Source organism: Psychrobacillus sp. NPDC093200 (assembly GCF_050280345.1).
GTDB lineage: Bacteria > Bacillota > Bacilli > Bacillales_A > Planococcaceae > Psychrobacillus > Psychrobacillus faecigallinarum.
Genome location: NZ_JBNNVC010000001.1, coordinates 902,891 through 917,058, shown reverse-complemented (window position 1 = coordinate 917,058; position 14,168 = coordinate 902,891). Strand labels below are relative to the sequence as shown.

13 protein-coding genes are annotated in these 14,168 nt (G+C 35.3%); 7 read left to right on the top strand and 6 right to left on the bottom strand.

What is annotated here, in order from left to right; translation table 11 throughout:
* The first annotated feature begins 82 nt into the window (after window positions 1-82).
* Complete coding sequence (locus tag ACQKNZ_RS04480; protein WP_144537478.1) at window positions 83-1,447, top strand: FAD-binding oxidoreductase; 1,365 nt, start codon at window positions 83-85, stop codon at window positions 1,445-1,447.
* Window positions 1,448-1,617: 170 nt separating this feature from the next.
* Here the strand turns inward: ACQKNZ_RS04480 and ACQKNZ_RS04475 are convergent, their stop codons facing one another.
* Entirely contained in the window at window positions 1,618-2,040 is a 423-nt protein-coding gene (locus ACQKNZ_RS04475) for a VOC family protein (protein WP_144537476.1), read from the bottom strand.
* A gap of 106 nt (window positions 2,041-2,146) precedes the next feature.
* A complete protein-coding gene (gene guaC, locus ACQKNZ_RS04470) occupies window positions 2,147-3,130 on the bottom strand; it encodes a GMP reductase (protein ID WP_144537474.1) in 984 nt (327 codons plus the stop codon).
* A gap of 437 nt (window positions 3,131-3,567) precedes the next feature.
* On the opposite strand from guaC, the gene ACQKNZ_RS04465 reads away from it, so the two are divergent.
* On the top strand, window positions 3,568-3,744 hold the full coding sequence (locus ACQKNZ_RS04465) for a hypothetical protein (protein ID WP_154311326.1): 177 nt from the start codon (window positions 3,568-3,570) through the stop codon (window positions 3,742-3,744).
* 138 nt (window positions 3,745-3,882) lie between these two features.
* Here ACQKNZ_RS04465 and ACQKNZ_RS04460 read toward each other — a convergent pair whose 3' ends face one another.
* Complete coding sequence (locus tag ACQKNZ_RS04460) at window positions 3,883-5,082, bottom strand: PD-(D/E)XK nuclease family protein (RefSeq protein WP_144537472.1); 1,200 nt, start codon at window positions 5,080-5,082, stop codon at window positions 3,883-3,885.
* Window positions 5,083-5,349: 267 nt separating this feature from the next.
* Between ACQKNZ_RS04460 and ACQKNZ_RS04455 the strand changes: the two genes are divergently transcribed.
* Window positions 5,350-7,356 carry a thioredoxin domain-containing protein gene (locus ACQKNZ_RS04455; RefSeq protein WP_340844240.1) on the top strand — a complete coding sequence of 669 codons (2,007 nt, stop codon included), beginning with the start codon at window positions 5,350-5,352 and terminating at the stop codon, window positions 7,354-7,356.
* 37 nt (window positions 7,357-7,393) lie between these two features.
* Here the strand turns inward: ACQKNZ_RS04455 and ACQKNZ_RS04450 are convergent, their stop codons facing one another.
* Window positions 7,394-7,591 carry a hypothetical protein gene (locus ACQKNZ_RS04450; RefSeq protein WP_144537468.1) on the bottom strand — a complete coding sequence of 66 codons (198 nt, stop codon included), beginning with the start codon at window positions 7,589-7,591 and terminating at the stop codon, window positions 7,394-7,396.
* Window positions 7,592-7,779: 188 nt separating this feature from the next.
* Between ACQKNZ_RS04450 and ACQKNZ_RS04445 the strand changes: the two genes are divergently transcribed.
* The 4 genes from ACQKNZ_RS04445 (at window position 7,780) to menC (ending at window position 10,487) form a co-directional block, all read left to right on the top strand.
* On the top strand, window positions 7,780-7,926 hold the full coding sequence (locus ACQKNZ_RS04445) for a hypothetical protein (RefSeq protein ID WP_427658339.1): 147 nt from the start codon (window positions 7,780-7,782) through the stop codon (window positions 7,924-7,926).
* A 193-nt stretch (window positions 7,927-8,119) separates the two neighbouring features.
* Window positions 8,120-8,980 carry a MurR/RpiR family transcriptional regulator gene (locus ACQKNZ_RS04440; RefSeq protein ID WP_144537466.1) on the top strand — a complete coding sequence of 287 codons (861 nt, stop codon included), beginning with the start codon at window positions 8,120-8,122 and terminating at the stop codon, window positions 8,978-8,980.
* A 73-nt stretch (window positions 8,981-9,053) separates the two neighbouring features.
* Entirely contained in the window at window positions 9,054-9,341 is a 288-nt protein-coding gene (locus ACQKNZ_RS04435; protein WP_151110988.1) for a hypothetical protein, read from the top strand.
* Window positions 9,342-9,371: 30 nt separating this feature from the next.
* Window positions 9,372-10,487 (top strand): o-succinylbenzoate synthase, encoded by a 1,116-nt coding sequence (menC, locus tag ACQKNZ_RS04430; protein ID WP_144537462.1) that lies wholly within the window; start codon window positions 9,372-9,374, stop codon window positions 10,485-10,487.
* Between the two features lie 200 nt (window positions 10,488-10,687).
* On the opposite strand, the gene ACQKNZ_RS04425 is transcribed toward menC, so the two are convergent.
* Entirely contained in the window at window positions 10,688-11,500 is an 813-nt protein-coding gene (locus ACQKNZ_RS04425; RefSeq protein WP_151110990.1) for a hypothetical protein, read from the bottom strand.
* 346 nt (window positions 11,501-11,846) lie between these two features.
* Complete coding sequence (locus ACQKNZ_RS04420) at window positions 11,847-14,162, bottom strand: 5'-nucleotidase C-terminal domain-containing protein (protein ID WP_427658336.1); 2,316 nt, start codon at window positions 14,160-14,162, stop codon at window positions 11,847-11,849.
* Window positions 14,163-14,168 lie beyond the last annotated feature (6 nt).

The window sequence follows — 14,168 nt, the reverse complement described above, 5'->3', positions numbered from 1 at the left end:
ATACTGTATACATGAATAATATATTATGTTAATATTATTGTAAATAAATATTTTGAATTTTTAGATTTACAGGAGGATTGTCATGGAAACCTATTTATATGAGCAATTTGTAGAGGTACTTGGAAAAGAAAAAATAAGTAAAAGCGAATCAGAATTATATAGACATAGTCGAGATGAATCCTCCCATCCCTACGTGGAGCCAGATTTTGTGTACTTTCCAGAAGGCGTAGAAGATATTGTGAAAGTATTGAAAATAGCAAATGAGCATAAAATTCCTGTTACCCCCTATGGAGCAGGATCCGGACTAGAAGGTCAAGCTATTCCGATTCACAAAGGAATTTCTATGAACTTCGATAATATGAAAAAAATTATAGAATTCTATCCTGAGGATTTGATGATAACAGTAGAGCCAGGCATCACCCGACTTCAGCTAAACGAATTTATAAATAAGCATGGACTTTACTTTCCAATTGATCCAGGTGCGGATGCATCGATTGGAGGAATGATCGCAAATAATGCAAGCGGCACAACGGCCGTACGATATGGGTCTATGAGAGACCAAATATTAGATTTAGAGGTTGTTCTAGCAAATGGCACTGTCATACATACTGGTTCAAAGGCGAAGAAGTCCTCTTCTGGCTACAACTTGAATGGAATAATGGCTGGCTCCGAAGGGACGTTAGGAGTTATTACAAAGGCTACACTCAAGCTACATGGCATACCTGAAAAGGTTTTAGCTGCACGTTGTACATTTAATACACCTGGAGAATGTGCAGAAGCTGCTCAGGCAGTCTTGTCCTGTGGGATACAAGTACTTAGAATGGAGCTAGTAGATGCTGAGAGTATTAAACAAGTGAATAGTTATGGGGGCTATGCGTTCCCAGAAGAGCATTCACTATTCTTTGAATTTGCAGGTACACCTAACATTGTTGAAGAGGAAGCTTCGGTTGTAGAAGAATTAATGAAGGAATTCGGTTGTAGCAATTGGGAACGCGCCAATACCCCAAAAGATCGTGCCGATTTGTGGAAGGCTCGTCATGAGCTAGCCTATTCTTACAAGCATATTAAAGGAAAAGCTTCTACTGGTGCCGATGCATGCGTACCTATCTCTAAGCTAGCCGAGATGGTAGTATTCGGTCGTACACTATTAGAGGAAAGCGGTCTTATCGGTGGTGTGTTTGGACACGTAGGTGACGGTAATTTCCATACGATGGTCATGTATGATCCTAACGATCCTGTAGAAAAAGCTAAAGCAAAATATACAGACGACCAAATTGCCATGAAAGCAATAGAATTAGGTGGGAGCTGTACAGGTGAGCATGGTGTAGGTGTCGGGAAGATGAAGTATCAACTAAAAGAGCATGGCGAAGCGGTAGAATTGATGAAGTCTATTAAATTACTTTTTGATCCGAATGGTATTTTAAATCCAGGCAAGATATTTATTTAAGATAGCGTGTGGGAGAGACTATGGGCTCGATCCGTGCCCTAGGAAAGCGTCCACTGTAGCGGAGAACACCACTATGTAATAGAAAAGAGTCCCGAAAATTTACTAATCGGTAAATTTTCGGGACTCGTAATTTTCTAAGGTGGGTTTTGTCCCATCCTCTTTAAAATGTACTAATGGTTATTCATTTCAAGGCTCAATTGCCACTCAATCCCGAATTTATCTGTTACAATTCCGTAGCACTTACTCCAAAAGGTTTCTTGTATATCCATACCAACTTTTCCACCCTCTTTAAGAGTTTCAAAAGCGGCTTTAATTTCTGCCTCGTCTTCGCTCATATAAGCTAAACTAATATTATTTCCAACAACAAAAGGATAATCAGGGAAAGTATCTGAAAACATCACATTACTACCACCAATATTAAGACGAGTATGCATAACTAAATCTTTGACCTCATCTGGAAGACTAAAGTTTGGATCTTTTGGTGCTTCACCAAAAGTCATTATTTGTGGCTCTTCTGTTTTAAAAACTTGGCTATAATATTCTACTGCTTCTCGACAATTCCCATTAAAGTTAATATATACATTAACAGCCATATGAAACACTCCCTATTTTTTGTTATTGAAATAATAATAATCTCAGAGAAATTGTACCATATCACCTTGTTAATTAATAGAAATTATTTCCAAAATAAGATACTTTTTAATATACTTTATCTCCATTAAAGATGGAGTTTTTAACGACTACATAGTCTACATTACGTATAGCGTCAAGTTTGTTTCCACCTGCATAAGAAATAGAAGATTGTAAATCCTGCTCCATCTCTCTTAAGGTATCCTCAAGATTCCCTTTATGCTCAACGAACATTTTTTTGCCTTCTACATTTTTCTTTTCACCTTTTTGAAACTCAGAAGCTGATCCAAAATACTCTTTAAAACGTTTACCATCTTTTTCAATTGTTACTCCAGGAGATTCCTCGTGTCCTGCAAATAGCGAACCGATCATAACCATGGATGCTCCAAATCTTACAGACTTAGCTATGTCACCATGGGTACGAATTCCACCGTCCGCTATAATTGGTTTACTAGCAGCTTTTGCGCACCAGCGTAATGCAGCTAATTGCCAACCGCCAGTTCCAAAGCCAGTTTTGATTTTTGTAATGCACACCTTGCCTGGTCCAATTCCTACCTTCGTAGCGTCTGCACCAGCGTTTTCTAACTCACGCACAGCTTCAGGTGTTCCCACGTTGCCAGCAATGACAAAGCTTTTCGGTATATGTTTTTTAATATGCTTTATCATATCGATTACTGCGTTAGAATGACCATGAGCAATATCTATTGTAATAAATTCAGGAACTAATGCTTCATTAGCCAATTGTTCAACAAAATCATATTCTTCTTTTTTTACACCTACACTAATAGATGCGATTAAACCTTTGGATTGCATATTCTTAATAAAATCTACACGTTCCTCTGGCTGAAAACGATGCATAATATAAAAATATCCATTTTCCGCTAAATACAATGCAATTTTTTCATCAATGATTGTTTGCATGTTTGCAGGCACAACCGGTAATTTAAATTTATGTCCACCTAAAGAAACTGTAGTATCACATTCAGAACGACTGTTAACCACACATTTCGCAGGAATTAATTGAATATCCTCATAATCAAATACGTTTTCCACGTTACAACACTCCTAAACACGAATATTTTTATTGTATAAAATATAAATTGTTCGTCCATTGGATAATTTACACGATTTATTATAGCTTGTCAAAGGTTTTATAACTTTATTTCCAGGAGGTCAGAAAAACCATTAGGACGACTGAGACAGTTACAGCATCAAAAAGACGCATAGGCTTCATGGAGAACTTGTCGCTTTCCAAAGCTAATGCGTTCATAGTTAGTAGAAATCACCATACTTTATGCAACTTAACTTCTGCATTTGTTATCTCATACTTTATGTGAAATTAACATTTGTAAGAGAGATACTAAATTCATAGCTTTAGCATGCCATTGTTAACATTTTTACATTCAATAAAAGTCTAATAAATAAAAGATAGACATTAGTGGAGTTCTTTTCCTCTCGTCGCAATATGATAGAAAAGAGGAGGTGTTATGATGTTGCCAGCAATATTTTTACAATTAGCATATTTGTTTATTTTCATATGGTCAGTAGCTATGACTGTACAGGATTTCCAAAGCTCGAGCAAAAACTGGTTAACAGTTTTAATGCACATCTCAGTAGCAGTTGTTTCACTAAACTTTTTACTACTTTCTACCGGTATTAGCTTGTAGCCGATTTGTTTTGAATCATGTTTACTTTTATGTAAACATGATTCATTTTTTGGGCTTTTTGAGGGGTATTAGCTACGTTCGCGTTCTACTAGCAACTGTATAATGATAGAGCAAAAAAATCCTACCTCGAAAATTACTTTACTTTCTATATGGAAAAATTAATTCAATTCGTTTCATTGACTCGTTTATAAATTCTTTAAAATACCATTCATCAAAAAGCTTAAAATATAAATTTTCATCATCTAAATATTTAAAATTAGGAACTTGATTTGCATCATCTACAGGTAAGTGTTCCCAATACGCCCACCAGTTTAAGAGCTCGGGATTTAAATGAGGAATATGAAGTTTAATTTCTTCTTCAGTTAAAACCTGTTGAGTAAGCTCTGAATTTTTAGCCACGACAAATCCAGCATCTAAATAATCTTCTATTTCAAGTCGAAACCAAATATCCACTCCTGGCTTCACATTTTCTTTATATAAATAACTAATCCCTGGACAAGTACTGCCCTTTACATCATAAAAGGTTTCTATTTTTTTCATGTTATTAAATTCATAATCATATGTATTATGTAATTTTCCCAACCCTATGCGTTCTTCTAATCCTTTAAATATACGAAGCAATAAATCAGTTTTTACCCCTTTTAAACTCTTCTCAATTGCAACAGCACTTTTCATTGATGCAGACGAGGTTTTCAGCAGCTCTTTTATTTCCATCTCTTGCTCATCCTCCAATTGGTTTGTAAAATTCCTAATAGCTGATTGAAACTGAAAAAGTACCTCTCGTATGGATGCAACCTTGATAATATCACGGTGCTCAAGACATTTATCTAACCATTTGATAATATCTAGAGAAAAAGAGATTGGAGTAATGTGTTTCTTCTCTATAATGCTACTATCAGAAGGCATTTCACCAAAACGAGTTAAATAAAAAACGTTGGCATTTTGGGCTACTTTTAAATAGTCTGCGCACTGATTTTCTTGATCTGTTGCAAAAATTTTAACTTCAATTGGAATAAAATAATTAGGCGTCTGAATGACTAAATCAATTCTCCGATTATTTTCAATTAAGAATTCACGATATACATTAACGTGTTCTATTTCCGTTAAAGGTATTTCTAATTGAAGGACATGTTCGATAAAAAGTTGTAAATAAATATTTCCTTGATAATGACTACCCTTCGGATTTAATAAATCATAGAGGAAACGGCATATCCGTACCTCATCATGAGCAATATTGGTAATCTCAAAAATATTATAGTAGCCTCCAGTTTTCCGTTGAATAAGTTCATGATTTCCCTTAATATTCTTTACTTCATTTAAAAGCAATTCTAATTTCATTTACATACACAATCCTTTTGTATTTATTACCTATTAGTTACTAAAATCTTATGTATATAAATCCCTTTACACTATATACATTCCACATTGTACCATTTAAAAAGACAAATAGAATATAATTATATTTATATATTTTTCTATACAAACTAGATGTTAACTCTGCTTTATATATAAGAAAATATAATACTAAAGCCATTGATAACTATTAAAAGATCAATTATTGGGTAAAGTACAAATAAATCATTCTTACAGAAGGAAGTTGATTTAATGCCTAATAATAAACCTAATAGACTAATCACTGAAAAATCTCCTTATTTACTGCAACATGCTTATAATCCAGTCGAATGGTTTACATGGAGCAAGGAGGCATTTGAAAAAGCACAACTAGAGAACAAGCCGGTCTTTGTTAGTATTGGATATAGTAGTTGTCATTGGTGTCACTTGATGGAACAAGAATCTTTTGTGGATCAAGAAATCGCCGACATTTTAAATAAGTATTTTATATCCATAAAGGTTGATCGAGAGGAACGCCCGGATATTGATTCTATTTATATGACCGTTTGCCAGATGCTAACTGGAGAAGGAGGATGGCCACTCCATGTCTTTTTAACACCTGAGCAAAAGCCCTTTTATGCAGGAACTTACTTTCCAAAGGAACAAAAGTACGGAAAACCCGGCTTGCTTGAATTGCTGCCACGATTACATAATGTATTTCAAAACGAATTTGAACATATAGAAGAGATTAGTGAAAAGCTCACTGCGGCACTTCAAGCTACCGAAAAGGAAATGGGTCAAGACAAAACTCTACCACCTTCTATATTTGAAACTGCGTTCAAACATTTATCGAGTATGTTTGATTCCCAATATGGCGGATTCGGAAAAGAGCCAAAGTTTCCCTCTCCTCTTCACCTGCTCTTTTTGATGAGATACTATGATACAACAAAGGATGCAGACGCTCTAAACATAGTAGAAACTACTTTAGATGGGATTGCTCGTGGTGGAATTTATGATCATCTCGGCTATGGATTTGCTAGATACTCTACAGATGAGGTTTGGCTTGTACCTCACTTTGAAAAAATGTTATATGATCAAGCCTTACTTCTAATGGTTTATACAGAGGCGTACCAAATCACCAGAATCCCGCAATATGAAGAAATTGTTTATAATACGGTTAAATTTCTTAAAAGAGAAATGTTACATCCAAATGGTGCATTTTATTCTGCTTTTGATGCAGACAGTGAAGGTAAAGAAGGTACGTATTATACTTGGTCTTATCATGAAATAATGGAGGTCTTAGGAGGCGTGGAAGGCTTACTTTTTGCTAAGACCTATGATATTACGGAAGAAGGAAATTTCGAGGGCGAAAACATACCGAACCTGATTTATATCGATCCAGCTTCTATTCTAGAAGAGTTTAATATATCAGAGGATGAATGGGAGGAACGTATAGAGAATTCAAGGACCTTGCTATTAATGCAGCGTCAATCACGTGTCTCCCCTCATTTGGATGACAAAGTGATTACTTCTTGGAATGCGTTGATGATCGCTGCACTTGCAAAGGCAGGAGCCGTATTTACTAACTCTCCCTTTATCGAATTAGCAAAAGATGCACTTCAATTTATAGAATCCCATCTTATAAGGGAAGGCACACTATATGCAACATATCGAGAAGGCGAGACAAAGCATATCGCATATTTGGATGACTATGCTAATTTATTATGGGCATTTATCGAACTATATGAGGCTACAGGAAAAGAAAAATATATAGAAAAAGCTAAAAAAACAGCAATAATAATTACACAGCAATTTAAGGATGAAGTAAACGGAGGATTTTATTTTACAAGCAATAATGCCGAAAAACTATTGGTTCGAGAAAAAATCGTGATGGATCAGGTTATTCCTTCCGGAAACGGAACCGTTGCCTGGCAGTTATGGAAACTAGCAAAAATTACAGATGACATGGCTCTACTGAAAGAGGCTGAAAGAACAGTCACAACTTTTGCTGAGGAAATCACACTGTACCCTACCTCTCATCTTTCTTTACTAATTGGCTTTATGTCACAAAATAGTAATGGTAGACAAATAAAATTAAGCGGTCATCCATTTGGAGATATTACCACTCTCCTGCAGACAACATACAGACCATTTGATGTGTGGTCAATGAACGATTCGCCACAGGCCTTATCTGTGCAAATATGTCAAAACAATATTTGTCATCCACCTTTGACAGAGATCACAAAAATTGCTGAGGCACTTTCTTACGAGTCTTTATAACCTGGGCATGCTTAAATATTTGTTAAAAGAAATGACATTAAGAGATGTCTTTTCTTTTTTCCATATTAATATATGTTTCAATCAGTTTTACTTTTTCACTTAGTTCTAGTAAAGCTTGCATAATTTGTTGTTGTTCCGCCTTAGTCATACTCGTTTGAAATACCATTTGTTCTACAGATTTTTCGACATGACTAATACTTTTATTCATTCCATGGACAAAATGTTTAACTGGCACGATTAACGCTCCCCTCTATTAATTTTATTTTACTATTTCATTTTATTTTTACAATTATCAGAATCATTTGTGATTTAATTCCTGCACATAATACAAATTTAAGCAATTTTTTATGGACAAAATATTTTTTTGGACTTTTTTCTTTTTTGAAAGAATATATTGAAGTAAAAGTTGAGAGGGGATAATAATTGCATTCAAATCCTGTTGATCCGAATGAAATGAAAAGAAGGCGAGATTTAGATGAGATCGCCTCTCTTAACATGGTTGGAGAAGGTTGTCCTGATTTTATCGCCGAAGAGGATAAAAAAAACGAGAAAAAAGAAAATACAAAATAATTTCAACCCACTAATAAGTGGGTTTTTTCGTTTTACGATTAAGCTATTATAAACAATTTACGTAATAATTACCATTTACCAAAAAGTAATTGTAATCAATGGAATATTATGATAAATTAAGCAATAATAGAAAATGAAGCTTCTACTTCAAAAAGGATCTCAAATAATGCCTTAACTTCAAAAGGAGAACAATGTGATATTACATAATCTGATTCGAGATAACTTCGTTAGTATGTCTAAAAGTCAAAAAAAGATGGCTACTTATGTACTAGATCATCCTAGGGATATTGCGCTTTGTTCCGCCGCCGAATTAGGTGGAAGAATAGGGATAAGTGAATCAACTGTTATACGATTTTCATATTCTCTTGGCTTTTCAGGCTATGTGGAGCTTCAAAAACGAATGCGAGAACATTTTTTTATAAATGAACCCACGACTAGCCCCTATCAGCACACAGAAATTGAGCTGTCTCAAGAAGATAGCTTTCATAAACAGGTTATGGAGAAAGATCGCCAATCCATCCTCACAACTATGGATCAAATAGATGCTGCTTCTTATTATGCAGCTGTTCAGCGCCTGTCAAAGGCTAAAGCAATATACGTTTTGGGTCTACGTACTTCATATCCAGCAGCGAATTGGCTTTCCTTTTCTTTAGGGCTAGTAAAAGAAAATGTTCACTTTATAAGACCAGATACTGAAGATGTGATTAGAACTGTCTCCCAGATGAACTCGAATTCAGTTGTCATCATTATATCGTTTCATCGTTATTTGAAGGAAACACTTCAAATTGCTGAGCTTGTCAAAAAACAAAAGGCTTATGTTATTGGTATCAGTGATTCTATGCTCGCTCCTATTCATGAATTTAGCGACGTATTATTTCCTGTGTTTTCTCAAAATAAATCGACCTTTGATGCAGTAGCCCCCTTATTTTCATTTATGAATGCTATCGTTTCTGGGTTAATTGTGGAGCAAAAGGATGCCTTCAAAAATAGGCAGATTATGTATCAAAGTATTCCGAGTCATTTTCTTTTTGAAAGTACTGACGAGGATTCATAAAATTACATGGAATATCAATGAAACAGTTATGAAAAAGTGGTAGATTAAGAGTGAGAAAGTGGAGGATAATTGGATGTCGGAAAATAAAACTTTTAAACAACCATTTCAAATTGCCATTACAGAACATAATTATCCAGTATTAATTGAACCTTGTTTATTTATTCCGACAGAGGAAGCATATGAGGTGCCAATTCCTCAACTGATACAGGAAATGCGGGTTACCGAGCCTGATTTAGCATTAAAGTGGAATCTGCAAATTAGAAAAATTATTCAAACTTTATTTATAGAGGATTACTCTATTATTGCAGTTCGAAAAACCAATGAGCCGGTGAATTATTATCAGTTTATTAAAAAATCCTGAAGTACCTCCAAACAAAGGAGCCATATAAAATTGATCATTCAACAAATAACGTTACATCATCTGAATATGAATATGAAAACCCCTTTTGTCACTAGCTTTGGTAGTGTTCAAGAGAAGCCTTTCCTACTCGTTGAAGTCATGGATAAAGAGGGAAATATCGGCTGGGGTGAGACTACTGCCTTCCAAGCGCCTTGGTATAACGAGGAAACCTTTCAAACCAATTTACATATCATAAAAGATTTTTTAATCCCTTTAGTGTTAAATAAACAAATAAACCACCCTGACGAAGTATCTGCCATATTCTCTCCTATAAGAAAAAACAATATGGCAAAGGCCGGTATAGAGGGAGCCATTTGGGACCTTTACGCAAAAAGAAATCACTTAACACTTTCCGAGGCACTCGGTGGTTCAGTTAAAAAAATTGAAGTAGGAGTAAGTATTGGTTTACAAAAGAGCACAGAGCAGCTATTAAACGTAGTCCGTCGTTACATACATGAAGGTTATAAACGTATTAAAGTCAAAATAAAACCTGGACAAGATGTCAATTTAATAGCAGCTCTAAGAGAAGCTTTCCCAAATATACCTTTAATGGCCGATGCTAATTCAGCTTATACACTTAAAGACATCTCATTATTAAAAGAGCTCGACCAATATAATCTATTAATGATAGAGCAACCACTAGATTACGATGATATTGTAGACCACGCTAAGCTACAGAATGAAATACAAACTCCCATCTGCTTGGATGAAAGTATTCTCTCACTAGAGGATGTTAAAAAAGCAGTAGAATTAGGCAGCGCTAAAGTTATTAATATTAAAATAGGTCGTGTTGGCGGACTGACAGAAGCGAAAAAAATACATGACTATTGCATGGAAAAAAATATACCTGTTTGGTGTGGAGGTATGCTAGAAGCCGGTATCGGTAGGGCACACAACATTGCGCTTACAACCTTACCAAACTTTACTCTTCCAGGAGATACATCTAGTTCTTCCCGTTATTGGGATGAGGATATTATTAGTCCAGAGGTTATTGCTAAAGATGGATACATTACTGCCCCGACTGGATACGGAATAGGCTATGAACCGAATATGGAGACTATAAAAAAATTCACAATAGACCGTTGGATATTTAAATCAGCATATTAAGAAATCAAGTTAGTAAACAATTAAACGACCATCTACTATAGCTTTTTCTATAGAGGCTCGCTGTAGATAAAAAGAAAGCATATACTTTACTAAAAGGGTTGTAAGTGCCAAGCTACACTTACAACCCTTTTATAAATTTTATTCTGTTTAAGCTATCAAATTACAACTTTAGCAAGTAAGGGAGATCACTTTATTAAAGCCTATAGTTGCTTAGAGAAAGTTTGATCTGGGAGATCATTTTTTACATTTTCCTCTAAAGCATTTACTTTATTCACTATGTCCTTTTGTAAAGCATTGTTTTCCACATTGTCTAATTTGCTCGCTAGTACTTTAAGTTTCTCAATTTTTTTCCATGCCTTCGCTACATTACCTTCATCCAGCTCTTTTTCAGCTTGGACTAGTCCTGTATAAATGGACAATGGTAAAGCTAGCTTTCCCCTTGCTTCTTCTGCAGGTGCTTTATAGTTAGCGATCAGGGTACTTCTATTTTCTTCACCGGTCGTTTTATAAAAAATAGCCGTGCCATATTTTAATTCCTTAGATAGCAGATGATAATTTTCTGCAAGGACTGGCCAATCTAATTTTGCCTCTGCTGTATTAATGTTTGCTAACAGTGGCAAAATAGTATTTTTACCATAAGCGTCTGCTACTGCAAAAGTAACTCCTGAAACTTCTGGCATATTTGGTTTCACATGTTCCCTATCCTGATGGGCCACTCCCGCATTTCCTTTACTTCTATCAATTTTTTTATCCTGTACATTACTGACGTTATCAACATTATTGTTCCACTGGCCACGTTTCTGCTCTAATCCGTCTCTACGCTCATCTTTCTGCTGTTCCCTTTTCTCCATCATTTGATGAGATTTATATCCGTTTTTTGAATGTCCCTTATCTTTACTAGGGCCACCGTGATCTCCTGGTCCTCCATGTGCACTGCCAACTAAAGGTCCTCCTAAAATTGTAGCTGATAGAAGGGCTGTTGCAGCTGTTGCTTTTATACCTGTTTTCTTCATAAGAAAACGCCTCCTCTTTCTTTTGGAAAGTAAGCACTCGCTTCGACTTGAAGCTGGAAGTTAGATATACACCTAAGTGTAAATATCAGGTGCCTAATCTTTAAAATACCCCGCATAATTCTTACTAAACGGTTGTAAAATCATTGTTAATCAACTGTTATGAAAGAGAAGGTTCTGACATAATATTACGAACAAATAAAAAAGAAGTGAATTTTAGAGTAATAGAAATCCATTTCCGACCACACATACAATATATTTGTTTATTTTTTACGTTATGTTGGAAATAAGTGTGCATATAAAAACCCCCTATCTATTTTAAAAAGATAAGGGGTTTAAAGGATTTATTTTATTTTTTTACATCAACAATTCTACCTTCAATTTCTGTAGGTATTTTAACAAGAGACTCTAATTGTTCACGTAGGTTTTCCCAATCCGAAAGACCTAAATCAGTTACTTTACCAGCTTCGTAGATTTTCTTAAACACATCATAGCTATCTCCACCTTTAGCGGTGAACGCATTTGTGGCAACTACATATGTCTCATTATCCTTAATATCTACTAATTTACCATCTGCTCCATAGTATTGAATGGAAACGACTCTCTCTCCAGCAGGTTTAGAAGAATCAAATGTTACCTTACCACCTGCCACATGTAAGAATCCGCCATTTTCCTTTGGATAGGTTTTGAAGCTAATCTCAAATGCTGCTTTTAAGTCAGCACCACTGATTTCCATTGTAGCTAGTGTATTACCGAAAGGAAGAACAGTAATTACATCACCAACTGTGAGTGGTCCCGCTTTGATTTCTGAGCGTATACCTCCGCCATTTTGAAGCGCCATAATTACTTTATTATCATACTTTTTAGCTTTAGCTAGCATACCATCTGTAATGATATTACCTAAAATTGTTTCGTTTTTACGTACGCTTGGCTGTGAATCATCTTCGCTTACTCGAGGATTTTCTAAATCCTTCTCCGTAGATACACCAATTTCTTTTGATTCAATTTCTTTTACTTTAGTTGAGTACTTTTCAAAAAGCTTTAGGGCTTCCTCATCATCTTTTTGATCTTTAATTGGAATTAACTCACCTTCATGAGCAATTACTTTACCTTCTTTATCAAAGTCTACCTCTAAAGTTCCTAGGAAATCACTATATTGATAAGCTTGCACAATAACAGTAGGATCCTTTTCAGCACCTTTACTATCTTTACTTACAACTACAGGCTTTTTCAGCTCTGTATGGCTATGTCCACCAACTATTACATCAATTCCAGTAACTGCAGCTGCTAGCATTAAGTCATTATCTACTGCCGGGTTGTCATCATAACCAATATGAGTGACAGCCATAACCTTATTAATTCCTTGCTTTTCGAACTCATCAACCATAGTTTGAGCTGCTTTAATGTAGTCAGTGAATTTTACTTTTTCTGGACTTGAGATACCTTCTGTTTCAGCAGTAGTTAAACCGAAGATACCAACTTTTTGACCGTTTATTTCTTTTACAATACCGCTGTAGATTTGTCCATTTTTAGGATCATCTGATACTTTTACATTAAATAACCCTTTGAACAAATCATCTTGTGAGAAGTCCACGTTTGAACTAACAAACGGAAAATTAGATTTTTCGATAAACTCTTTTAATGCTTTATGTCCTTCTGTAGAAGTTCCTAAATCAAATTCATGATTACCAAATGTCATCACATCATATTTCATTAGATTCATAAATTCTAAATCTGCTTGGCCTTTAAATTCATTGAAGTAAAGCGTTCCAGAGAATACATCCCCTGCATCTATAAGTAGAGCGTCTTTGTGAGAAGCTCTATACTCCTTTACTGCAGTGACTCGCTTTGGTGCTTTCTCCACATGACCATGAGTATCATTTACATGCATTAGAGATAGAGAAAAATCTGCGTCAACTTGAGAATTTAAGCTGTGTACCATCTCCAAAAGCTGGTTAACCGCTGGTAGATCCTTTTCATTCGGGAGTTTCTCTAGAAGTGGCTGGATTGTTGCAATCACTTTGTTTGCTTCATCCTGTTTTCCTGCAGAAAGTAGGGCTTCAGCTTGGTTAACTTTCATAAATACAGTTACAGGAACCATCAATTCATTTCTTACTTCGTTAGCTGGATCTTTATATTGAGTTAGTAATAGACGACGAGCGTCTCTTCCTGTAAAGCGGTATAAGATAGCAGTTCTAGTTTTTAATTGAGCAGATAGCTTATGGTAACCTTTTTCGATCTTAGCCCAGTCTTTGTTAGCTTCTGCTGCTTCAATTTCATTCATAATCGGTGTTAAATATTTGTCAGCATAGTTATACGCATCGATATACGGAATAAGTCCTTTTGTTACACGTTCATAATATAAATCGTCTAAGCTTTTTAGAAGTGCTGCTTTATTCTTTACATTAGATTTGTTAATTTCGTTTTTAGCTTTTTGATAATTTGCTTTTGCTTTATTTAATATAGGGTATAATTCTTTGCTCGTTGCCAATTTGCCTGCTTGAGCAGGTGTCGAATAAGAATAAGAAGCTTGTTTGATATCTTTTCTTGCGTTGTCAATCACCTGTTGGATAGATGTACTTGCGAAGGAAATACTAGATGCAGAAAATAATGATGTCGCCACAATTGCAGCTACCGCCGTTTTTTTGATCGTCTTGTTCTTCATGTCTTA

Coding starts and splice junctions, on each gene's coding strand:
- ACQKNZ_RS04465 (WP_154311326.1), top strand. CDS start 3,568: ATGTTGCCAGCAATATTTTTACAATTAGCATATTTGTTTATTTTCATA.
- ACQKNZ_RS04475 (WP_144537476.1), bottom strand. CDS start 2,040: ATGGCTGTTAATGTATATATTAACTTTAATGGGAATTGTCGAGAAGCA.
- ACQKNZ_RS04420 (WP_427658336.1), bottom strand. CDS start 14,162: ATGAAGAACAAGACGATCAAAAAAACGGCGGTAGCTGCAATTGTGGCG.
- ACQKNZ_RS04425 (WP_151110990.1), bottom strand. CDS start 11,500: ATGAAGAAAACAGGTATAAAAGCAACAGCTGCAACAGCCCTTCTATCA.
- ACQKNZ_RS04480 (WP_144537478.1), top strand. CDS start 83: ATGGAAACCTATTTATATGAGCAATTTGTAGAGGTACTTGGAAAAGAA.
- ACQKNZ_RS04435 (WP_151110988.1), top strand. CDS start 9,054: ATGTCGGAAAATAAAACTTTTAAACAACCATTTCAAATTGCCATTACA.
- ACQKNZ_RS04455 (WP_340844240.1), top strand. CDS start 5,350: ATGCCTAATAATAAACCTAATAGACTAATCACTGAAAAATCTCCTTAT.
- ACQKNZ_RS04460 (WP_144537472.1), bottom strand. CDS start 5,082: ATGAAATTAGAATTGCTTTTAAATGAAGTAAAGAATATTAAGGGAAAT.